A 19,402-nucleotide genomic window follows, 5' to 3' on the forward strand; every position below is an offset into this window, starting at 1 on the left:
GGTCATGCAGCTCCTTCAAGCGTGCGGGCGCTGCCGCGGTACTGCTCCCAGGTCCAGCCGAGGGTCCGGCGGGCCATGATGCCGACGGCGTGACGGCGGTACTTGGCGGTGCCTCGTACGTCGTCGATCGGGTTGCAGGCGGCGGAGGCCAGCTCGGCGAACCGCTTGGCGATCGACGGAGTGATGATCTTGCCGCTGTCCCAGAACCCGCCCTCTTCGAGCGCGGCGTTCAGGAAGTCCTCGGCTGCCGCGGCGCGCACCGGGGTGGGCGCGGCGGAGCCGATACCGGTCCGGACGGTGCGGGTCTCCGGATGCAGGGCCAGGCCGAACGCGCAGACCGCGATGACCATGGCGTTGCGGGTGCCGACCTTGGAGTACTGCTGCGGACCAACGGCCTTCTTGATGTGGACGGTCTTGATGAGCTCGTCGGGCTGGAGCGCGTTGCGCTTGACGCCCGTGTAGAACTCGTCGATCGGGATGTACCGGCTGCCGCGGACCGACTCGACCTCCACCTCGGCTCCCGCGGCCAGCAGGGCCGGGTGGGCGTCACCGGCGGGCGACGCGGTGCCCAGGTTGCCGCCGACGCCGCCGCGGTTGCGGATCTGCGGCGAGGCGACGGTGTGCGAGGCGAGCGCGAGGCCGGGCAGTTCGGCCCGCAGCTGCTCCATGATCTGGGTGTACGGAACGGAGGCGCCCAGCCGGACGTTCTCCTCGCCGACCTCCCACTCGCGGAGCAGCTCGATGCGGTTCAGGTCCAGGAGGTACTCGGGCCGCCGATGGTCGAAGTTGATCTCGACCATGACATCGGTGCCACCCGCGATGGGCACAGCCGTGGGGTGCTCCGCCTTGGCGGCGAGCGCCTCCTCCCAGCTGGCGGGGCGAAGGAAGTCCATGAGTGGCTCTCTTCTACGTGATGACGTGATCCGCGCTGGTCCACGCCGTTCGGTGCGATCGGCGCGGTTCGCGTGATCTGTGTGATCGGGCTGTTCGCTGGGGCGCGGGGGACGGCCGGGCCCTGGACGGGATGTTCATCTGGTGTTAACGCGTTCTGGGCCAAGTACACCCAGCGGTGCTCCACCCGGTGCAGTCACCGAAACCATGAAGGAGTTGGCTGGCCGCCCTCCTCGTCTTGTAGATTCGAACGAAAGGCGAGGATCAGTAACCTCTCCGTTTCCCCCTGGAAACGGTGGCCACGAGTCACCGGCCACAACGAGACACCCACGAGACAGATCGGCGGCGACGACATGCGGCTGCGCGCATTGCTGGAGACCGACGCGCTGGGGCTGCGGCTGCTCGGCGGCGAGGAAGAGCTCGACCGTACGGTCCGCGGCGTCATGACGACCGACCTGAGGGACCCCAGCCGGTACCTCTCCGGCGGCGAGCTGGTGCTCACCGGTCTCGCCTGGCGGCGGGACTCCGCCGACTCCGAACCGTTCGTACGGATCCTCGCCTCCGCCGGGGTCGCCGGTCTCGCGGCGGGCGAGGCCGAGCTGGGGGCGATCCCGGACGATCTCGTCCAGGCGTGTTTGCGCCACCGCCTCCCCCTGTTCGCGGTGAACGAATCCGTTGCGTTCGCAACGATCACTGAGCATGTCGTTCGACAGGTTTCGGGCGAGCGCGCCGGTGATCTCGCGGCTGTCGTGGATCGCCACAGAAGGCTGATGACCTCCGGCCCGGCGGGCGGCGGACCCGAGGTCGTCCTCGACCTCCTCGGCTCCGACCTGGACCTTCACGCCTGGGTTCTGTCACCGACCGGACGGCAGATCGCCGGCGCCGGAGCCCCCGTAGGCACCGACGTCGGCGCCGTGCTCGCCGGCGAGCACCTGGCGGCCACCCGCACCGGACGGCGTGGCCCGCACCGTGCCGTCGTCGGCGGAACCACCTACTCACTCTTCCCGATCCGTAACACCGGGCGCGGCGCCGGCCCCGCCTCCCGGGACGTCCGCGAGACCGTGCTCTCGGACTGGCTGCTGGCCGTCGAGGCGGACGCCGGGGACTGGCCCGCCGCGCGGCTGGATCTGCTCCAGGGCGTCACCCAGCTCATCGCCGTCGAACGGGACCGGCGGGACGCGGCGCGCACGGTACGGCGCCGGCTCGCCCAGGAGGTCCTGGAGCTCGTCCAGACGGGCGCAGCCCCGGCCGAGATCGCCGCCCGGCTGCGGGTGGCGGCGCCCGTCCTGCTGCCCGGTCTCGGCACCGCCCCGCACTGGCAGGTCGTCGTCGCCCGCGTCGAATGGGGCGAGGACGGCGGCACGTCCGTCGACCCCGGCCCGGTCGCCCAGGCGCTGCTGGAGGAGATCCTCGTCGACCCCGCGACCGTCGGCCCCGACTCGGCCGACCGGATCGCCGTCGCCCACGCGGGCGACGAGGCCATCGCCCTGGTCCCGCTCCCGGCGGCCCTCGGCACCCCGGAGAGCGGCGAGGACACGGACGGCGACCCCGGCACGCGGGAGAGCGCGGACCCCGCGGCCGCCGGGCTCCACGCGGACGCGCTGCTCGCCGCCGTACGCACACCGTTGTCCGCGGGCCTCGCCGACGACGGACGCCTCACCCTGGGCGTCAGCGCCGCCGTCCACTCGGCGGAGGGCCTGCGCGGCGCGCTGGAGGAGGCACGGCACGCCCGCCGGGTCGCCGCCGCACGCCCCGGGCGGGTGTGCGCGGCCGGCCACCACGAGCTGGCCTCGCACGTACTGCTGCTGCCGTTCGTGCCGGACGACGTACGGCGGGCGTTCACCGCCAGGCTGCTGGACCCCCTGCGCGACTACGACCGGCGCCACCGGGCCGAGCTCATCCCGACCCTGGAGGCCTTCCTCGACTGCGACGGCTCCTGGACGCGGTGCGCGACCCGACTGCACCTGCACGTCAACACGCTGCGCTACCGGGTGGGCCGCATCGAACAGCTCACCGGCCGCGACCTGGCCCGCCTGGAGGACAAGCTCGACTTCTTCCTCGCCCTGCGGATGTCCTGACGACCGGTCGGACCGGACGCTCGTCGGCGGTCCGGTCGTCCGGGCGTTGTCCGGTCGGGCGGGCGTTGTCCGGTCGCCCGGGGCTGTCCGGTCGCCCGGGGCTGTCTGGTCGGCCGGGTCTGTCCGGTCGGCGCCGTCGGGCCGTTCGTCCCGTTGCTCCCCGCTCGCTCGCTCCTCTCCTCTCCTCTCCTCTCCTCTCCTGGAAGGAAACGACTCCGCCATGTCTGACTTGCGCGGTGACTGCGCCAGTTGCTTCGGGCTGTGCTGCGTGGCACTGCCCTTCGCCGCGTCGGCCGACTTCGCCGTCGACAAGGCCGCCGGGCAGCCCTGTACGCATCTGCGGGAGGACTTCCGCTGCGGCGTCCACGCCCGGCTCCGCGACAGCGGCTACCAGGGCTGCACCGTCTACGACTGCTTCGGCGCGGGGCAGAAGGTCTCCCAGGTCACCTTCGGCGGCCGCGACTGGCGGCGGCACCCGGACACGGCCGGCGAGATGTTCGCGGTGTTCCCCGTCGTCCGGCAACTCCACGAACTGCTCTGGTACATCGCCGAGGCGCTCACCCTGGAACCCGCCCACTCCCTCCACGGCGAACTGCGCCGGGTCCAGGACACGACCGACCGCCTCACCCGCCGCCCGGCCGCCGAACTCGCCACGCTCGACGTGGCCGCGCACCGGCGGATCGTGAACGACCTGCTGCTGCGCGCCAGCGACCTGGTACGGGCGGGGGTTCCCGGCAGCCGCGGCCGGAGGAAGAACCGGCGCGGCGCCGACCTCATGGGCGCCCGGCTCAAGGGCGCCGACCTGCGCGGTGCCACCCTGCGCGGCGCCTACCTGATCGCGGCCGACCTGACGGACGCCGACCTCCGCCAGGCCGACCTGATCGGCGCCGACCTGCGGGACGCCCAGCTCGCCGGCGCCGACCTGACGGGCGCCTTCTTCCTCACCCAGCCGCAGCTGAACGCCGCGCGCGGCGACGCCCGGACCGTACTGCCGCCCCACCTGACCCGGCCGCCCCACTGGAGCAGCCGGGGCTGAACGGCGCGACAGGCCGCGCGAAGCCCGCAGCCGCCGACCGCCCTCATCCGTCGCCCGTCGCCCGTCAGCCGTCGCCCGTCGCCCCGTCAGCCGTCAGCCAGGGCGGTGTCGGCGGCATTCACCCTTTCGACGGAACCGAACCCCTCGCCACCTCACCGTTCCGAGGCCGAGGGCGCGCGAACCAACTGGCCCTGCACGGCCCGCTGATGAGCGGGGCGGCGCCGGGACGGCCCGACGCGCCCCCGTACCACTACCGCGACTCCGGCCGATTGTGAATCAATTCACCTGATCCCCTTGGCCGGGCGTGCCGATCCGTGCTGAGATGCGTCCGGACCCAACAGCTCGATGGCGCGCTCGGGGAGGGCAATGTGGCGCATACCGCCATGTCTGGTTCCGGAACGACCGATAGCGACGATCCCCTCCAGACCGCGGTATGGCGGCTGCGCTCGCGCGGCTGCTGGGCCGACGCGGCCGAGCTGCTCGCGCCACGCGCGGAGCGTCCGGCCGTCGCGGTCCAGCGGGCGTCGCTGCTGATCGAGCGGTGCCTGTACACGGAATCGGGCTGGGCCGAGGCGGAGGACGCGCTGCGGGCGGCGGAGGCCGTCGCGCGGGAGGACGACGAACGGGGCGCCGCCGCGTGCGAGCGGGGCTACCTCGCCTACGCGGCGACCCTGCACGGCGTACGGGACCGGGCCGACGAGGCACGGGCGGCGCTCGGTCGCGCGGCGGCGCTGTTCGCCCCCTCCGCGCCGGGCCGGCCGCTGCTGGACTTCCGGCGCGGGCTGCTCGCCCAGTACCTCGCGGACTCGCCGCAGGCCGCCCGCGCCGCGTACCGCCGCGCGCACGCGGGCGCCACCGCCCAGGGCGACACCCTGCTGCTCTCCTTCACCTGGCGGCATCTGGCCGGGCTGGCCCTGCGGGACGGCGAGTTGGCCGAGGCGCGGCACGGCTTCGCCGAGTCGCTGCGGCTGCGTGAGGAGCTCGGCTACCTGGTGGGCACGGCTCCCGCGCTGGCCGCGCTCGCGGACGCCGAGCCCGAGCCGGAGGCGGCGCGCCTGCGGGCGGAGGCGCGGCGGCTGTTCCAGCTCCTGGGGGGCGTGCCGACCTGGCTCGCCACGCAACTGGCGCCGCGCCCGGCTGCCTGAGCGGCCCGGGACGGCGCTCGCCGGTATCGCGGTCCGCCCGCGCGGCCACCACGGACGCGCCATCGAGCCGCCATCGAGTCGCCACCGAGCCGCCACGGAGTCGCCGCGCGGTCATCGGGGGCGCAGCCGGATCAGCGACTCGTCGGTGCCGATGACTGTGGAGCCGTCCCGCAGCACGGCGACGGCCCGCACCGGGCGGCCCGGCCGGAACGTCGAGGGCCGGGCGGCGCCCGGGCGGTGGAGCGTCACCAGCCCGTCCGCCCAGCCGGTCGCGAGCGTCACCCCCGCCCTGGCATCGCCGCCCGTGTCCGTGCCCGTCTCCGTCTCCGTGCCCGTGCCCGTGTCGGCCGCGTGGAGCGCGACGACCGGGTACGGGCGCCGGGTCACCGGTGACCGGTGCGGCGGGCGGCCGGGGCGCCAGCTCCGTACCGTTCCGTCGGCGCCGCCGCTGTGGACGCGCGGAGCCCCGGTCACCGCGAGGGCGGTGACCCGGCCGGAGTGCGGAGCCGACTGATGGAGGCCGTCGAGGCCGAACGCGTGCAGCGAACCCATCCGGTCGCCGGTGACCACCAGGTCACCGGTCGCGGCGAGCGCGGTGGCCGGGTGGTCGGCCAGGGTCGTCGCGACGGCCAGGACGAGCCGTGGGGCCGATCCGGGCGGCCCGTCCGTACGGAGCCGGCCGCGCTCGTCCAGGCGGAGTCGCGTGCCGTCCGGCAGACAGGCCAGGGCTTTCACGCGCGGGTCCTCCACCACGATCAGCCGGTCGCGGTGATCCGTGGCGAGGGCGGCCACCTGGGCGTCGCGGGTGCCGGTCACCCGCCAGGGCGTGTCGGCGGACAGGTCGGCGAGCGCCGGGGCGAGGCGGGGGTCCGCCCCGTCGGGCAGCGCCGCGAGCAGGAGCAGGGCGCGGTCGGCCGGCGTACGGCCGGCGCGGACGAGCGACTGGCCGGCCCGCAGCCACGCGCGCCCGAGCCCGCCGAAGTCGTCGTCGCCCGCCGCCTCGTAGGCGAGGGTGATCCGCTCCGGGTCGGCCGCGCAGACCGCGCCGGGGTCGGCCGGCTCGTAGGATCCGGGCGGGCGCGCGGGGGCCCGGCTCTCACCGGGCGGCTCGACCGTCACCGTCGCGCCCGTCCACTGGCGCAGGCTCGCGGCCAGTTCGGCGCTGTCCGGGTCCCGGGCGGGCAGGGTGACCCGTATCGGGCGGCGCGGGCCGGACAGCAGGGCCGTCAGGAGCTCCCCCGGGGTTCCGGCGACGACGCCCAGTTGGTTGGCCGCCGCCCACACCGCCGCGCGCACGTCCGGTTCCGCCCGCCCTCTCAGCCCCTGGCGCCCGTGAAGTGCTCACGCACCAGGGACCGCACCACGGCGAGGTCCTGGGCGGTCAACGCGTCCAGCAGGGCGCTGTGTTCGGCTGCGTCGGCGACGAGGTCGGCGCGCCGGGTGACCGGCGCGGCGGTCAGCGGCCACTGGGACCTGCGGTGGAGGTCGTCGGCGACGGCGACGAGCTGTGCGTTGCCGGCCAGGCTCAGCACCGCCCGGTGGAACGCGCGGTCGCTCTCGGCGTAGTGCGCGAGGTCGCCCCGTGCGGCGGCGGCCGCCGTGGCCTCGGCCAGGGGCCGCAGCTCGGCCCAGCGCGCCGCCGGGACGGTGCGGGCCAGGCGGAGCATGACGGGCACCTCGATCAGGGCCCGTACCTCGGCCAGTTCGGCGAGCTCGTGCGGCGTACGGGTGAGGACGCGGAAGCCCCGGTTGGGTACGACCTCGACGGCGCCCTCGATGGCGAGCTGCTGCATCGCCTCGCGGACGGGTGTCGCGGAGACGCCGAGGCGCTCGCCGAGAACGGGTGCGGAGTAGACGGCGCCGGGCCTCAGCTCGCCGCTGACGAGGGCGTTGCGCAGGGCGTCCAGGACCTGGCCCCGCACAGAGTGGCGCTGGACGGTGCGCGGCGCGGCGCCCGGGGCCGGTACGGAAACGGGAGCGGGAGCGGACGCGGACCCGGACCCGGGTGTGGGCGCGGGCACGGGTGTGGGCGCGGGCACGGACCCTGGCATGGAGCCGGACCCGGGTGTGGGCGCGGCGTCGTGGCCACGGGCCCCGCGGGCTGGGGACGGGACGACGCCCGGGGCCGGGGGCTCGCTGTGGGTGTGTTCGCCGCGGGCCTGGTCGGGGACGCGCATGCCGGCGTACGCCTGGGAGGAGGTCGTCGCCTCCCTCGCCCTGCCCTGCTCCACTCGGGTCCTCCTGCCGCTGCTCGCACGGGCCCGGCTCGCGGTGAAAGGGCCCTGTGTGCACCATAGGCGCACCGGGCGCCGTTCGGGGATTCCATGGCCGCCGGACGCCGCTCGAACGGTAAACACCGACCAGATCGGGTAAGGTTAGGCTAACCTGCCAACGATCGCGATTCGGTGGTCCCCACATGCCCGCTCCCGCGCTCTCGCCCCCGCTCCTCCCCGCCCTGACCTCGCCCTTCGCCGACTCCTACGACCGGCTGGCCGAGGTGTTCCCGGGTCTGCGGGTCCAGGAGCTCGCCCCCGGCGAGGAGGCCCCCAGGGGCGCGGGCTGGGTCGGGGCGGACGAGCTCGCGGCGGGCGGCCCCGCCCTCGACGCCTTCCTCGCCTGGGACGACGCACAGGTGCTGCGCGACTACGGGCAGCGGGCCCGCCCCGACGTGATCGCCAGCTTCGGACTGCGCCGGTACGCCTGGCCCGCGTGCCTGCTGGTGACCGTGCCGTGGTTCCTGCGCCGCCGGGTGCCGCGCGTCCCGGCCGACGGCGTCTCGTTCCAGCGGGCGCTCGGCCGCATGGCCGTACGGGTGACCGAGTTCGCGTGCCTGCCCGGCGACCCGGCCGCCGGACTGCCGGGCGCCCGGGTCGTGGCGGACGAGGAGGCGCTGCGGGGCGAGGTGCGGGCGGCCGTCGCCGAGCACATCGGCCCCGTCCTCGACGGCTTCGGGCCGCGCATGCGGCGCGGCAAGCGGGCCCTGTGGGGCATGGCGACCGACGAGATCGTCGAGGGCCTGTGGTACGTGGCACACCTGCTGGGCGACGAGCCCCGCGCGATGGCCGAGCTGGAGCGGCTGCTGCCGGGTACGGCCAAGCCGTACGTCGGGGCCGCCGGCTTCCGGAACCTGACCGGACCGGGCGGCGAGGCGCTGCCGACCCGTGACCGGGCGAGCTGCTGCCTCTTCTACACGCTGCGGCCGGAGGACACCTGTGTGACGTGTCCGCGCACCTGTGACGCGGAGCGGGTGCGGAAGCTGCACGCGGCCGCCGCCGACTGAGCGACACGCTCGCGGGTCACGCCACCCGCACGAGTGGGATTAATCGAACGCAACTCGGCTTCACCATATGGAAGTTCGAGTAGATCGCACCTATTCGTATGCCTCGCCGCCCCAATGGCGTTCTCTTGCCTCGAAACCCCGTGAGCACCCCGGGCCTTCGGCCAATATGGCGCCGAAACGCCCTACTGCGATGCGAGGGACACCGCATGAGACTGACCGACATATCGCTGGACTGGCTGCTTCCGGGCGGTGTGATGCTCGTGGGGGTCGTGGCGGCGGTGGCGGTGCTCGCGCGCAACAAGCGCGCCGGTGACAAGGCCGCGGCCGACGACTCCTGGGAGCGCAGCGAGGAACGCCGCAGGCGCAAGGAGGCCATCTACGGCATCGCCTCCTATCTGCTCCTGTTCTGCTGTGCCGCGGTCGCCGCCGCACTCTCCTTCCACGGCCTGGTCGGCTTCGGCCGGCAGAATCTGAACCTGTCCGGCGGCTGGGAGTACCTGGTTCCGTTCGGGCTCGACGGGGCCGCCATGTTCTGCTCCGTCCTCGCCGTGCGCGAGGCCAGCCACGGCGACGCGGCACTCGGCTCGCGCCTGCTGGTCTGGCTGTTCGCCGGCGCCGCCGCCTGGTTCAACTGGGTGCACGCGCCACGGGGCCTCGGCCACGACGGCGCCCCGCAGTTCTTCGCGGGCATGTCGCTCTCCGCCGCCGTGCTGTTCGACCGGGCGCTGAAGCAGACCCGGCGGGCGGCGCTGCGCGAGCAGGGCCTCGTGCCGCGGCCGCTGCCGCAGATCCGGATCGTCCGCTGGCTGCGGGCGCCGCGCGAGACGTTCGCCGCCTGGTCGCTGATGCTGCTGGAAGGCGTCCGCACCCTGGACGAGGCCGTCGACGAGGTACGCGAGGACCGTCGCGAGCGGAAGCAGAACAGGCACCGCCGCCGCGAGCAGGAGAAGCTGGAGCGGGCACACATCAAGGCGCTGAACCGACAGCACCGGGCCTGGGGGCTCGGCCGTGGCGGTGGCCGCCAGGTCGAGGTGCAGGCCATCGGCGCCGCGCCCGGCCCCACGGCGGCCGCCATCGGCTCCGCGTCGGGCTCCGCGTCGGCCGCCGTCGGGGCGTCCGTCGCGGAGCCCGCCATATCCGAGCCCGGACAACTGCCGCTCCGGTCCCGGCCCTCCCTGCAGGCCGTGAGGGGACCTGAACCCCGCACGGTCGATCTCACCGCCGAGGACGACACCCAGACGATTCCCCGGCTCGACTCACTGGAGGAGAAGCTCAAGAACCTGGAGCAGCAGTTCGGCTGACCCGGGTCTCCCACCTCACGGACAACGGTCGGGCCCGCCTGGTCTCAGGCGGGCCCGCCGGTCAGTTCGAACCAGACGACCTTGCCCACGCCCTGGCTCTGCACACCCCACGCGTCGGCGAGCGCCTGTACCAGCAGCAGCCCCCGGCCGTGCGTCCCGTCGTCGATGGCGGGGGCGTACGGGGTGGGCATGGCGGCCGCGAAGTCCCTTACCTCGACTCGTAACCGGGTGGTCGACAGGGTGGCCGTGAGGACCGCGCCGTGCTCGGTGTGTATGAGCGCGTTGGTGACCAGCTCGCTCGTCAGGAGCTCCGCCACATCGGCCGAGCCCTCCGCTCCCCAGTGTCGCAGCAGCTGCCGCAAGGCGTGCCGCACCTCGGCCACCGCCGTCAGATCCGCCCCGGCCACGTCTCTGCGCAACTGGGCCGCCTGGTGCCCCGGCTGATGTCCCGGCTGATGTCCCGGTGGCTGCGCCGGGTGCCCGCCGTGCACCGGATGACCCGGGTGGCCTGGCTGGATGGGATGGCCCGGGTGTATCTGCCGGCCCTCCTCCGCCTCAGGTATTCGCTCGCACCCGCTCACCATGGTCTCGGTCCCTGCCTGACGCCCACTCATAGTTCCCCGCCCTCCCCCACGTCTCTGCTTCGCTCGACAGGGGGCACCCCCGACTCCTCGGCCCTTCCCCTCGAACAGGCTCACGGGATGCATGCCCCCGCCCCTCGCCCATCACGCCTTCGCCCCCCTCCGGGCGGGCGCACGGAGGGGGGCAGTGGGGCACGCGGGGGCGTCAGATTCCCGGAACGTTGCGCAGATTGGAGCGCGCCATCTGCAGCATGCGGCCCACTCCGCCGTCGAGCACGATCTTGCTGGCGGAGAGCGCGAAGCCGGTCACCATCTCGGCGCTGATCTTCGGCGGAATGGACAGCGCGTTCGGATCGGTCACCACGTCGACCAGGGCGGGGCCCTTGTGCCTGAAGGCGTCCTTGAGCGCGCCCGCGAGGTGCTTCGGCTTCTCCACCCGTACCCCGTAGGCGCCCGCGGCGCGGGCGATCGCCGCGAAGTCGGGGTTGTGGTTGGTGGTGCCGTACGACGGGAGGCCCGCCACCAGCATCTCCAGCTCCACCATGCCGAGCGAGGAGTTGTCGAACAGGACGATCTTCACCGGCAGGTCGTACTGGACGAGGGTGAGGAAGTCGCCCATCAGCATCGCGAAACCGCCGTCGCCGGACATCGACACGACCTGGCGGTGCCGGTCGGTGAACTGGGCGCCGATGGCCTGCGGCAGCGCGTTCGCCATGGATCCGTGGCTGAAGGAGCCGATGATCCGGCGCCGCCCGTTGGGCGTGAGGTAGCGGGCGGCCCACACGTTGCACATCCCGGTGTCCACGGTGAACACCGCGTCGTCGTCGGCGATCTCGTCCAGGACGGCGGCGACGTACTCGGGGTGGATCGGCGTGTGCTTCTCCACCTTCCGGGTGTACGCCTTGACGACCCCCTCGAGCGCGTCCGCGTGCTTCTTCAGCATCTTGTCGAGGAACCGGCGGTCGGACTTGGCGCGCACACGCGGCGTCAGACAGCGCAGCGTCTCCCGGACGTCGCCCCAGACGGCGAGATCGAGCTTGGAGCGCCGCCCCAGGTGTTCGGGCCGTACGTCGACCTGGGCGATCTTCACATCGTCGGGCAGGAAGGCGTTGTACGGGAAGTCGGTGCCGAGCAGGAGCAGCAGATCGCATGCGTGGGTGGCCTCGTACGCGGCGCCGTAGCCGAGGAGGCCACTCATGCCGACGTCGAACGGATTGTCGTACTGGATCCACTCCTTGCCGCGCAGCGCGTGCCCCACCGGTGCCTTGACGCGCTCGGCGAACTGCATCACCTCGGCGTGCGCGCCCGCCGTGCCGCTGCCGCAGAAGAGGGTGACCCGGTCCGCCTCGTCGATCATGCGGACGAGCGCGTCGATCTCGCCGTCACCCGGCCGGACGGTGGGGCGGGTCGTGACGAGGGCGTGCTCGCTCGGCTTGTCGGGGGCGGCGTGGGAGGCGATGTCGCCGGGCAGGGAGACCACGCTGACGCCGCCCCGGCCCACCGCGTGCTGGATCGCCGTCTGGAGCAGGCGTGGCATCTGCTGGGGGCTGGAGATCAGTTCGCTGTAGTGGCTGCACTCCTGGAACAGCCGGTCGGGGTGGGTCTCCTGGAAGTAGCCGAGGCCGATCTCGCCGGAGGGGATGTGCGAGGCGAGGGCCAGGACCGGCGCCATCGAGCGGTGCGCGTCGAAGAGGCCGTTGATGAGGTGGAGGTTGCCGGGCCCGCACGAGCCGGCGCAGGCCGCGAGCCGCCCGGTGATCTGGGCCTCGGCCCCGGCGGCGAACGCGGCGGCCTCCTCGTGCCGGACCTGGATCCAGTCGATGCCGCTCGTCCGGCGGATGGCGTCCACGACCGGGTTGAGGCTGTCGCCGACGACTCCGTACAACCGCTGGACGCCGGCGCGGACGAGGATGTCGACGAACTGTTCTGCCACGTTCTGTTTGGCCATGCCTCCATCAAGTCACGGCATGCCCGGTTACGCCTCCCAGATGGCCACCGCCGTACGGTCATCGGCGTACCCCTTCACCCTCAGCTGGGTGTCCGCCAGGAACGCGGCCAGTCCGGGCGGTTCGTGCGGCCCCCAGCGCCCGGCCAGCTCGCGGGCGAGCGCGGGCTCGTCGCGCAGGGGCTCGGCCAGTCCGGCACCGGCGAGCAGCAGCGTGTCACCGGGGCGGGCCACGGATGCCCGGAAGCGGAACGGTTCGGCGGGCGGCGGCAGCAGGTCCTCGACGTACGGCGCCGAGGGGTGGGCCGGAATGCCGAGCCGCATGGTCAGCCGGTCGCCGGCCGGAGTCCCGTCGGCGGGGCCGCCCGTGGGGCCGTCCGCAGTACCCGGGAGGTGACCGGCGGTCGCGGAGGGGCCGTCCGGGGGACGGACGGGTGACACGGGCGGGGTGGCGCCGTGCGGCGGGGAGCCGAAGCCCACGACGGGCTCACCGGTGACGGCCGCGGGCTCGGGCACGGGCGGCTCCAGGTCCTGCCAGGCCCCGTCGCGCAGCCGGAACAGCCCGCCGGCGCCGACGCCGAAGAAGACCCGTGTGCGGCAGCCCGGGTCGGCGGTGAGCAGCAGACAGCGCAGGCTCGCGGTGTACGCCTCTGGGCCGACGCCGAGTTCGGCGGCGCGCGCCCGGAGCCGGCCGAAGGAGCGGTCGGTGAGCCGGTGCAGCCCCGACTTGAGGTCGCCGCGGCGGCCCGCCCTGATGTCCTCGGAGAGCCGGGCGTGACTGCGGCCGACGGCTTCGCCGATCCAGCGGCAGGCGTCGGCGGCCGCGAGACGGGCGCCTTCGGTGGCGCGCGCGCCGGTCGCGACGGCGACGAGGAGGAGGGCGGTGTCGCCGGTGCCGAACCGGGCGGTGAGCAGGGCGTCGCGGCGGTGCTCGCCCCGGTAGCGGGCGGAGTCGCCCCGTACGGACGCGGCGCGGAGGGTGAACGTGCCGTACCGGGCGCCGTCGAGGACGGTGTCGGCGACGAGCGCGCCCAGGTCGTCGGGGTGCGCGGCGGGCAGCGCGGTCGGCTCGGGGTCGTAGGTGGGCGGCCCGTCCCCCACATGGCCGACGCGCGGCCGTGGCAGGCCGGGCGCGGTCCCCGACCCGGACGGCGGCCCGACGGCGGCCCCGGACTCGGTCCCGGTCGCGGTCGTGGGCCCGGACGCCGTCGCGGATGTGGGCCCGGATGCCGTCATGGGCGGGGTCCCGGACGCCGTCGCGGTCGTGGGCCCGGATGCCGTCATGGATGTGGGCCCGGATGCCGTCGTGGTGGGCCCGGATGCCGTCGCGGATGTGGTCCCGGACGCCGTCGCGGTCGTGGGCCCGGACGCCGTCGTGGGCGGGGTCCCCGTGGTCCGTTCCGGAGGCCGGGCCGGGTCGGGCGGTGGGCCAGGCTCCGGCGGTACGGCGGGGGCCTCGGACGCTGGCGGGGCGGGCGCGGGGAACGCGGCGGGGGTGGTGGGCGGTGCCTGCGGGAACGTACGGGGTGTTCCCGTCCGGTCCACCGGCGGCTCCCAGGGGGCTCTGTCCCACGGTTCCCGTCCCGGCGGGGCGGGGGGCTCCTCCGGCGTGCGCGCCGGATCCCGCGCCGGGTGCGGTGACCGCCGGGCGCCGGTGCGCGCGTCGTCAGGAGCGGTGCGGGGATCGGTGGTGACGGTGTCGGCCGCCGAGGCGAACCGGTCGTCCAGCGTGTCGCCCGGCCCGCCCCGGCCGTTCCAGCCGGCGGTGTCCGGCACGGTCTCGTCGTACAGCTTCTCCCACCAGCCGTCGTCGCCGGTGGCTGGCGTCTCCCCCTGTGGGTTCATGCCCTTATTGTCCACAGTGAACAGGGGGCGAAAACGGGGCTCGTGGAAAAAGTGGTCATCATGAAAGGGCCCGCCGGGCGGTCCCTCCTCCCCGTCGGGAAGGCACCGGGCGGGCTCGCCCGGCGATCAGGGACGAGGCGGGTTTACGCCGTGGCCTCTTTCCGTCAAGGTGGCCGCGGAACGGATGCGTCCGGTGGGGTCTCAGGGCCGCCGGAACACAGGGGTGGGGGGTAAGGGTGCTGACGGCGATAGGGCTCGACGAACGCCAGGAGTCCGCGTACCGCGCGCTGGTCGCGCTGGGCGCGGCCGAGGTCACCGACCTCGCGCACCGGCTGTCGCTGCCGGAGACCGACACGGAACGGGCGCTGCGGCGCCTGGAGGCGCGGGGGCTGGCCGCGCGGTCGTCGGCACGCGCCGGGCGCTGGGTGGCGGCGCCGCCCGCGGTGGCGCTCGGGGCGCTCCTGACCCGGCAGCGGCACGAGCTGGAGCAGGCGGAGCTGGCCGCCGCGACGCTGGCGGAGCAGTACCGGGCGGACGCGGCCGAGCCGGCCGTGCACGACCTGGTGGAGGTGGTGACGGGCGCTCGCGCGGTGGCGCACCGGTTCCTCCAGCTCAGGCTGGGCGCCGTCGAGGAGGTGTGCGCCCTGGTCACCGGCCGGCCCACCGCGGTGACCGGCGCGGAGGGCGAAGCGGAGGAGCGCGCGTCGGGCCGGGGCGTGACCTGCCGGGTCGTGGTGGAACGTGCGGTGCTGGCGCTGCCCGACGGGATCAGCGAGCTGACGTCGGCGCTCGGCCGGGGCGAGCGGGTACGGGTGGTGGACCGGGTGCCGACGAAGCTGGTCGTCGCCGACCGGACGCTGGCGATGGTGTCGCTGACCAACGGGCGTGGCACCGAACCGGCGGCTCTGGTGGTGCATGCCAGCGGGCTGCTGGAGTCGCTCATGGGCCTGTTCGACGCGGTGTGGCGGGACGCGGTACCGCTGCGGCTGGGCGCGGCGGCGGTCACGGGGACGGACGGCGGACCGGCGGGCCCGGGGTCGGCGGCCGGGGCGGTGACCGGGGTGACGGAGGCGGCCGCGCCGGGGCCGGACGCCACGGACCTGGAGATCCTGTCGCTGCTGCTGGCGGGCATGACCGACGCGAGCGTGGCGAAACAGCTGGATCTGGGGCTGCGGACGGTGCAGCGCCGGGTGAAGGGCCTGATGGAGCTGACGGGGGTGACGACCCGCCTCCAGCTGGGCTGGCACGCCTACGAGCGGGGCTGGGTCGCCCGCGAGCCCCGCTCCTGAGGCGGAGCCCCGGGCGGCCGGTGCGACCTGCGGGCCGGCGGGCGTTCCGGCAGGCTGGACAGATGGATGCGTGGCAGCTCATCCTGGTCGGCCTCGTCCTGCTGCTCGGCCTGTTCGGCGTACTGGTCCCGGGCGTGCCGGGGACGTGGCTGGTGTGGGCCGCCGTGATGTGGTGGTCCCTGCATGTACGCACCGGTCTGGCATGGTGGCTGCTGGTCGGCTCGACCGGGTTGCTGCTGGTCACGCAGGTCGTGGTGTGGCAGTTGCCGGTGCGCAGGCTGCGGGGCGTGGGAGTCACCCGGCGGATGGTGGCGTACGCGGGCGTGGGGGCGCTGGCCGGGTTCGTGCTGCTGCCGGTGATCGGCGCGGTGCCGGGGTACGTGGGCGGGATCTATCTCGCGGAGCGGTTCAGGCTGGGCGGGCACGGGCCGGCCGTGGCGTCGACCCGGCGGGTGATGCGGGCCGTCGGTACCAGCGTGCTGGTGGAGCTGTTCGCCTGTCTGCTGGTCGTCGGGGCGTGGCTGGGCGCGGCCGCCGGCGGTTGATCCGCGATCTCGCAGCGCCGCGCGCCGTGGGACGGAATGCTGGACGCATGACGGAATTCAGCGCGGTGCAGAAGGCCTACTTGAAGAGCCAGCGTCTGGGGCGGCTGGCGACCGTGGACGGCCGGGGCCGGCCGCAGGCGAACCCGGTGGTGTTCTTCCCGCAGGACGACGGGACGATCCTGGTGGGCGGCGTCGTCATGGGGCGTACGAAGAAGTGGCGCAATCTGCAGGGGAACCGGAACGTCGCCCTCGTGGTGGACGACCTGGTGAGCGAGCACCCGTGGCATGTGCGGGGCGTCGACATCAGGGGCGTGGCGGAGCTGCTGACGGGGCCGCACGAGCTGGGGCCGCGCTTCAGCCAGGAGGTGATCCGCATCCATCCCCGGCGGATCATCAGCTGGGGCCTGGAGTAGGGCGCGCCGACCGGAGGCGGGCCCCGCCTCCGGGAGGAGGGTCCGCAGAAGGCGCCTCCCAGGGGGTGTCCGGCGGGTCTTGCCGGGCACCCCCTGATCAATACACCTAGGCGGGCGCGATGTTGTGGTTGTGGCGGAACACGTTGTCCGGGTCGTAGCGGGACTTGATCTCGGCCAGGCGCCGGGTGTTCTCGGCGCCGAGGCCGGCGACGACCCGGTCGCGGCCCTCGTCGCCGATGAAGTTGAGGTAGACGGCGCCGGTGGACCAGGGGCGTACGTCGGCGCGGACGTCCTTGACCCATCGGCGGACCCGTTCGTCGTCCGCCGGGTCCTCCCAGATGCCGAACGGGTGCACGGCCCATGGCGCGTCGCGGTACGGCACCGGGTAGTCGGCGGGGCCGGAGGCGATCGCGCCGCCCTGCGGGAACAGCACGTGCTGGGTCCCCGTGGGCACCGGCATCGTGGCGGCGCGGGCGCAGAAGACGTCGACGAGTTCGTCCGGTGCGCCGGTCAGGTACTCGGCCGACCAGTAGTTCCGCATACCCGGCGGGTCGTCGATCATGCACTGCAGGTCGGCGTACGGGATGGCGGTGACGACCTCCGCCTCGTGCCGCAGCGCGAGCAGCGGTTCGGCGAGGGCGCGCAGCTCGGCCTCGGGTCCCGCGTAGGTGACGAGCACACCGCACACGAGGTGTCCGACCAGGCTTTCCGGGACGAACGGCTCGGGCGGGGTGGTGATGTACAGCACGCCTCCGCTCACCTCCGGCGGTCCCGACGCGATCAGGTCCCGGTAGCCGCGCACCACGTCGGGCCCGGACTCGGGCAGGTACAGGAGCAGCGCGAACGACATCTCCGGCAGGTCGTGCAGCCTCAGGGTGAGCGAGGTGGCCACGCCGAAGTTGCCGCCGCCGCCGTGCAGGGCCCAGAACAGGTCGGTGTTCTCCTCGGGGCCCGCGCGCAGGGCGGTGCCGTCGGCTGTGACCAGTTCGACGCCGAGCAGATTGTCCACGGCCAGGCCGAACTTCCGGTCCAGCCAGCCCGTTCCGCCGCCGAGGACGAAGCCGCCCACCCCGGTGGTGGAGGCCCTGCCGCCGGTGGTCGCGAGCCCGAAGGGCTGGGTCGCCCGGTCCAGGTGGCTCATGGTGGCGCCGCCGCCGATCCGTACCGCCTTAGCGGCGGGGTGGACGGTCACGTCGTGCATGCGGCGCAGGTCGATGACGAGTCCGCCGTCGTTCAGGGCCATGCCGGCGACGCTGTGGCCGCCGCCCCGTACGGCGATGTCGAGGTCCAGGTCACGGGCGAAGCGCACCGCGCGTACGACGTCGGTCTCGTCGGCGCACTGGGCGATGACGGCCGGCCGGCGGTCGATCATCGAGTTGAAGACCTGCCGGGCCTGGTCGTAGCCGGGATCCTCCGGGGCGAGGACGTCACCGGTCAGTTGTTCTCGCAGATCGGCGAGCGCCGTGCCCGCCTTGGAGAGCGGAGCCATGGCGGGCCCCTTCCTCGGGGCGATAGAACATCTCCAGCCTAGGGGGAAGGGGCCCGTGCGGCGCGTCGGGGCACATGACGGAGCGCCCGCCCCAGGTGCGTCGGCGCACATGGGGTGCGGCGGCACGCACGCCGGGGCGCTCACCCGTGCGCGCCTCTCAGCGCCTGTTCAGCGGGCGCGTCCGCGCTTGGCCTCCATCGCGGCGCGGCCCTCGGCCCCCTTGCGCTTCCAGTCCTTGCGGATCTCGGCGCGCAGCCGGGCGTCGGTCTTGGCCATGATGCGCTGGTTCTCGCGCACCAGCTTGCGGTAGCTGTCCAGCCGCCGCTGGTGCAGCGAGCCGTCCTCGATCGCGGCGAGCACCGCGCACCCGGGCTCGGTCTCGTGCGCGCAGTCGAGGAACCTGCAGGTCCCGGCCAGCTCCTCGATCTCGGTGAAGACCTGCCCGACCCCGGTTCCGGCGTCCCACAGCCCGACGCCGCGCAGGCCCGGCGTGTCGATGAGGACACCGCCGCCGGGCAGGGCGAGCAGGTTGCGGGTGGTGGTGGTGTGCCGGCCCTTGCCGTCGATCTCCCTGGTGGCCCGTACGGCCATCGTGTCGGTACCGGTCAGGGCGTTGGCGAGGGTGGACTTGCCCGCGCCGGACACCCCGAGGAGCACGGCGGTGCCGTCGCCGAGGAGCGCGGCGAGGACGTCGACGCCCTCGCCGGTGGCGGCGCTGACCGGCAGGACCTGGACGCCGGGTGCGACGGTCTCGACGTCCTGGACGAGGTACGACAGTCCGACCGGGTCGGGCACGAGGTCGGTTTTGGTGAGGACGACCAGCGGCTGGGCGCCGGACTCCCCGGAGTCCACCGACGTACGCAGCAGTGCCTCACCGCTCGAACTGGACATCGCGAGCGCGAGGAACCGTTCGATCCGCCCGAGGTCGAGTTCGACCGCGAGCGACACGCAGATGACGATGTGATCGATGTTGGTGGCCAGCACCTGGCCCTCGGAACGCTTGGAGGACGTCGACCGGACGAAGGCGGTGCGCCGAGGCAGGATCGTCCGCGCGTACCGCGGATCACCGCCCTCGGGGTCGACGGCGACCCAGTCCCCCGTGCACACGACCTTCATCGGGTCACGGGGAACAACGAACTCGGTGTCGGCCGGAATGACGCCAGCGGGGGTGGCGACGTCGCACTGGCCACGGTCGACCCGTACGACCCTGCCGGGGACCAGACCCTGCGCGGCGTACGGAGCGAACTCGGCCGCCCAGCCTTCGTCCCAGCCGTAGGCGGCAAGGACGTGCTGAGCATCGGAAGTAGAAGACGTGTTGAGCGAAGCGTTGAACAAGGGGAACCCTTCGAAGGGTGGCCCCGGCGGCGCGCTCTGCGCGCGGAAGTCGAGTGGGTGTCAGCCGGAGACCACAGGGGTGGAAACGATGAACTCCTCAATGCGGGCAGCGCCCGTCACCATGACAGTCATCAATGTCCTCACCCCCTGCTTCTTCTCAACGAACCAACACCGCGCCCTCGGCACGACACACAGCCGCGCCTTGGAACGAGCAGAACCATAGCCCCGC

The 19,402-nt window shown here is 73.9% G+C and carries 16 protein-coding genes; 8 read left to right on the forward strand and 8 right to left on the reverse strand.

Annotated features, from left to right (window positions below):
• Positions 1–2: 2 nt before the first annotated feature.
• On the reverse strand, positions 3–893 hold the full coding sequence (locus ACGF5U_RS19330) for an FAD binding domain-containing protein (RefSeq protein ID WP_392717287.1): 891 nt from the start codon (positions 891–893) through the stop codon (positions 3–5).
• Between the two features lie 351 nt (positions 894–1,244).
• Between ACGF5U_RS19330 and ACGF5U_RS19335 the strand changes: the two genes are divergently transcribed.
• The 3 genes from ACGF5U_RS19335 (at position 1,245) to ACGF5U_RS19345 (ending at position 5,150) form a co-directional block, all read left to right on the forward strand.
• Positions 1,245–2,969 (forward strand): PucR family transcriptional regulator, encoded by a 1,725-nt coding sequence (locus tag ACGF5U_RS19335; protein ID WP_392717289.1) that lies wholly within the window; start codon positions 1,245–1,247, stop codon positions 2,967–2,969.
• 220 nt (positions 2,970–3,189) lie between these two features.
• A complete protein-coding gene (locus tag ACGF5U_RS19340; RefSeq protein WP_392717291.1) occupies positions 3,190–4,005 on the forward strand; it encodes a pentapeptide repeat-containing protein in 816 nt (271 codons plus the stop codon).
• Positions 4,006–4,388: 383 nt separating this feature from the next.
• Positions 4,389–5,150: a hypothetical protein gene (locus ACGF5U_RS19345; RefSeq protein WP_392717293.1), complete on the forward strand. Its 762-nt coding sequence runs from the start codon at positions 4,389–4,391 to the stop codon at positions 5,148–5,150.
• Between the two features lie 111 nt (positions 5,151–5,261).
• On the opposite strand, the gene ACGF5U_RS19350 is transcribed toward ACGF5U_RS19345, so the two are convergent.
• Both ACGF5U_RS19350 and ACGF5U_RS19355 read right to left on the reverse strand, forming a co-directional pair.
• Positions 5,262–6,446, reverse strand: coding sequence for a hypothetical protein (locus tag ACGF5U_RS19350; RefSeq protein ID WP_392717295.1), 1,185 nt, complete (start codon positions 6,444–6,446; stop codon positions 5,262–5,264).
• Positions 6,447–6,466: 20 nt separating this feature from the next.
• Entirely contained in the window at positions 6,467–7,381 is a 915-nt protein-coding gene (locus ACGF5U_RS19355; protein WP_392717297.1) for a GntR family transcriptional regulator, read from the reverse strand.
• 185 nt (positions 7,382–7,566) lie between these two features.
• Here ACGF5U_RS19355 and ACGF5U_RS19360 point away from each other — a divergent pair, with 185 nt between their 5' ends.
• Positions 7,567–8,430, forward strand: a complete 864-nt coding sequence (locus tag ACGF5U_RS19360; RefSeq protein ID WP_392717299.1) for a (2Fe-2S)-binding protein — start codon at positions 7,567–7,569, stop codon at positions 8,428–8,430.
• A 206-nt stretch (positions 8,431–8,636) separates the two neighbouring features.
• Positions 8,637–9,731 carry a DUF2637 domain-containing protein gene (locus ACGF5U_RS19365; protein ID WP_392717301.1) on the forward strand — a complete coding sequence of 365 codons (1,095 nt, stop codon included), beginning with the start codon at positions 8,637–8,639 and terminating at the stop codon, positions 9,729–9,731.
• A 44-nt stretch (positions 9,732–9,775) separates the two neighbouring features.
• Here ACGF5U_RS19365 and ACGF5U_RS19370 read toward each other — a convergent pair whose 3' ends face one another.
• The 3 genes from ACGF5U_RS19370 to ACGF5U_RS19380 all read right to left on the reverse strand — a co-directional run bounded on the left by ACGF5U_RS19370 (position 9,776) and on the right by ACGF5U_RS19380 (position 14,102).
• Entirely contained in the window at positions 9,776–10,150 is a 375-nt protein-coding gene (locus ACGF5U_RS19370) for an ATP-binding protein (protein ID WP_392717303.1), read from the reverse strand.
• A 367-nt stretch (positions 10,151–10,517) separates the two neighbouring features.
• Positions 10,518–12,260: a pyruvate dehydrogenase gene (locus ACGF5U_RS19375; RefSeq protein WP_392717305.1), complete on the reverse strand. Its 1,743-nt coding sequence runs from the start codon at positions 12,258–12,260 to the stop codon at positions 10,518–10,520.
• Between the two features lie 27 nt (positions 12,261–12,287).
• Positions 12,288–14,102 (reverse strand): protein phosphatase 2C domain-containing protein, encoded by a 1,815-nt coding sequence (locus ACGF5U_RS19380; protein WP_392717307.1) that lies wholly within the window; start codon positions 14,100–14,102, stop codon positions 12,288–12,290.
• A gap of 236 nt (positions 14,103–14,338) precedes the next feature.
• On the opposite strand from ACGF5U_RS19380, the gene ACGF5U_RS19385 reads away from it, so the two are divergent.
• From ACGF5U_RS19385 to ACGF5U_RS19395, 3 genes are all read left to right on the forward strand, one after another.
• Positions 14,339–15,391: a helix-turn-helix domain-containing protein gene (locus ACGF5U_RS19385; RefSeq protein WP_392717309.1), complete on the forward strand. Its 1,053-nt coding sequence runs from the start codon at positions 14,339–14,341 to the stop codon at positions 15,389–15,391.
• 62 nt (positions 15,392–15,453) lie between these two features.
• Positions 15,454–15,936 carry a DUF456 domain-containing protein gene (locus ACGF5U_RS19390; protein ID WP_392717311.1) on the forward strand — a complete coding sequence of 161 codons (483 nt, stop codon included), beginning with the start codon at positions 15,454–15,456 and terminating at the stop codon, positions 15,934–15,936.
• 47 nt (positions 15,937–15,983) lie between these two features.
• Entirely contained in the window at positions 15,984–16,349 is a 366-nt protein-coding gene (locus ACGF5U_RS19395; RefSeq protein WP_392717313.1) for a PPOX class F420-dependent oxidoreductase, read from the forward strand.
• 106 nt (positions 16,350–16,455) lie between these two features.
• Here the strand turns inward: ACGF5U_RS19395 and ACGF5U_RS19400 are convergent, their stop codons facing one another.
• Together ACGF5U_RS19400 and rsgA are read right to left on the reverse strand one after the other, a co-directional pair.
• Positions 16,456–17,838 carry an FAD-binding oxidoreductase gene (locus ACGF5U_RS19400; protein WP_392717315.1) on the reverse strand — a complete coding sequence of 461 codons (1,383 nt, stop codon included), beginning with the start codon at positions 17,836–17,838 and terminating at the stop codon, positions 16,456–16,458.
• 168 nt (positions 17,839–18,006) lie between these two features.
• On the reverse strand, positions 18,007–19,173 hold the full coding sequence (gene rsgA, locus ACGF5U_RS19405) for a ribosome small subunit-dependent GTPase A (RefSeq protein ID WP_392717317.1): 1,167 nt from the start codon (positions 19,171–19,173) through the stop codon (positions 18,007–18,009).
• Between the last annotated feature and the right edge of the window lie 229 nt (positions 19,174–19,402).

Origin of the sequence: Streptomyces sp. NPDC047886 (assembly GCF_043204435.1) — a bacterium.
In the GTDB taxonomy this organism is placed as follows: Bacteria; Actinomycetota; Actinomycetes; order Streptomycetales; family Streptomycetaceae; genus Streptomyces.

Coding starts and splice junctions, on each gene's coding strand:
- ACGF5U_RS19330 (WP_392717287.1), bottom strand. CDS start 893: ATGGACTTCCTTCGCCCCGCCAGCTGGGAGGAGGCGCTCGCCGCCAAG.
- ACGF5U_RS19335 (WP_392717289.1), top strand. CDS start 1,245: ATGCGGCTGCGCGCATTGCTGGAGACCGACGCGCTGGGGCTGCGGCTG.
- ACGF5U_RS19340 (WP_392717291.1), top strand. CDS start 3,190: ATGTCTGACTTGCGCGGTGACTGCGCCAGTTGCTTCGGGCTGTGCTGC.
- ACGF5U_RS19345 (WP_392717293.1), top strand. CDS start 4,389: ATGTCTGGTTCCGGAACGACCGATAGCGACGATCCCCTCCAGACCGCG.
- ACGF5U_RS19360 (WP_392717299.1), top strand. CDS start 7,567: ATGCCCGCTCCCGCGCTCTCGCCCCCGCTCCTCCCCGCCCTGACCTCG.
- ACGF5U_RS19365 (WP_392717301.1), top strand. CDS start 8,637: ATGAGACTGACCGACATATCGCTGGACTGGCTGCTTCCGGGCGGTGTG.
- ACGF5U_RS19375 (WP_392717305.1), bottom strand. CDS start 12,260: ATGGCCAAACAGAACGTGGCAGAACAGTTCGTCGACATCCTCGTCCGC.
- ACGF5U_RS19380 (WP_392717307.1), bottom strand. CDS start 14,102: ATGAACCCACAGGGGGAGACGCCAGCCACCGGCGACGACGGCTGGTGG.
- ACGF5U_RS19390 (WP_392717311.1), top strand. CDS start 15,454: ATGGATGCGTGGCAGCTCATCCTGGTCGGCCTCGTCCTGCTGCTCGGC.
- ACGF5U_RS19395 (WP_392717313.1), top strand. CDS start 15,984: ATGACGGAATTCAGCGCGGTGCAGAAGGCCTACTTGAAGAGCCAGCGT.
- ACGF5U_RS19400 (WP_392717315.1), bottom strand. CDS start 17,838: ATGGCTCCGCTCTCCAAGGCGGGCACGGCGCTCGCCGATCTGCGAGAA.